The 1143-nt window shown below is 40.2% G+C and carries 2 pseudogenes and 1 other annotated feature; both pseudogenes read right to left on the bottom strand.

From position 1 onward, the window contains the following. Positions 1 to 108: 108 nt before the first annotated feature. Positions 109 to 851 (bottom strand): annotated as a pseudogene (locus tag MF4640_RS18750) (IS3 family transposase); the annotation flags it as partial. Further along, positions 459 to 576: a sequence feature (AL1L pseudoknot), on the bottom strand. It overlaps the preceding pseudogene by 118 nt. 181 nt (positions 852 to 1032) lie before the next feature. Beyond that, positions 1033 to 1143, bottom strand: a pseudogene (locus tag MF4640_RS19230) (IS5/IS1182 family transposase); the annotation flags it as partial.

The raw sequence follows: 1143 nt of genomic DNA on the forward strand, positions 1-1143 counted from the left end.
CATAACGCTCACGACCGGGACTTTTGATCCAAGCCGCTTATGGTGGTTTGCTACCTGCTCCTGCAAGCCGATAGCGAGGGGCCATACCCTCATCTCTTACGCCGCTTGCTGCGGCACACTAAAGTCACCCACCCATAGTTGGTTTGGATGATCAGCATTAAAATTACGTTTCACTAAATCATCTGCCCGTTTTTGGTCATCTCGGTTACGGGTGGTTTGTTTATTCTTACCTCGCCAAACACCTTGTATACCTAGCTTTTGCATCAATCGAGCAACTGTACAACGTGCAATAACATAACCCTCACGTTTTAATTTTTGCCAGACTTTACGTACACCATATCGACCTAAACTTTCCTTCCAAATTCGTTTAATTTGTTCAGCATGATGCTCATCATGTAGATCTCGTTTCGCTCGATGTTCTGGATTGTCAGCGAGATCTAAAGTTCGGTAATAGGTTGAGGCTGCGATCGGTAAAATCCTACAAATCGCATCAACACCATATAAGTCTTTATTGTTATGGATGAAATCCACCATTATTTGTGTGGGCGGTCGAGCTCCGCCTGGGCGAAAAAAGCGGCTGCTTTACGTAGAATTTCATTGGCACGCTTTAATTCTTTAATTTCACGTTCCATTTGCTTCATTTTTTCTTGATCAGATATCTGTTGTACTTTAATAGGATTTTGCTGATCTAAATGCTTTTGATGCCAGGCACGAAGTGTTTCAGGAGTACAACCAATCTTAGGCGCAATTGCTGTGATTGCAGCCCAAGTAGAAGGATAATCTTTTTCGGATTCAATCAATAATTGAACCGCTCTTTCTCTGATTTCAGGGGTATATTTTAATTTTGTCATCGGAATAGTCTCTCAGAATATTGAGTCTCCGACAAACCCGGTACGGTTCAATTTAAATTAAGCTGCTATTAAAAAAGCCCTACATTTCTGTAAGGCTTTCCCCTTGGTCTTTTGCGCCGAAACAAGGAATCGTTGTTTTTATTTACAACAAAATAATTAAATCATTAGGGTCTGTTGACATTTACTGTTCATAATTAACCCTATAAAGGTAGCCATAAAAATATACAGGCTAAAGCAACAGAACTTTGATAATTTCTTTTGAGCTTGTCATATCGAGTAGCTATTCCTCTAA

It is taken from the genome of Acinetobacter sp. MF4640 (genome assembly GCF_002018895.1).
GTDB classification, from domain to species: Bacteria; Pseudomonadota; Gammaproteobacteria; order Pseudomonadales; family Moraxellaceae; genus Acinetobacter; species Acinetobacter johnsonii.